Source organism: Streptomyces violaceorubidus, assembly GCF_000717995.1.
GTDB lineage: Bacteria > Actinomycetota > Actinomycetes > Streptomycetales > Streptomycetaceae > Streptomyces > Streptomyces violaceorubidus.
Map to the genome: position 1 here is coordinate 1 of NZ_JODM01000268.1, position 203 is coordinate 203.

The following is a 203-nucleotide window of genomic DNA, read 5'->3' on the forward strand; positions in this document are numbered from 1 at the left end:
TCGGCGATATCGTCCAACTGCTTCGCGAACTCGACGACATAATTCCTGCCCCCGTCGTCGGTCACCATCCGCGTCGCCCGCACATAACGCTTCGCGATCTCCGGCGGAAGAGCCCGGCCCGACGCCGTGACCGACTCCTCCAGCAGACCCGACAACCTGTGCAGCCGCGCCGAAAAATCCTTGTAAGCCAGGTGACTCTGATA

At 62.1% G+C, this 203-nt stretch carries 1 protein-coding gene; it reads right to left on the bottom strand.

The genetic code is table 11. The annotated features are described in order from the left end of the window. Window positions 1-203 (bottom strand): hypothetical protein (locus tag IE94_RS40775; protein ID WP_037925330.1); only part of this gene is annotated, 203 nt, incomplete at both ends.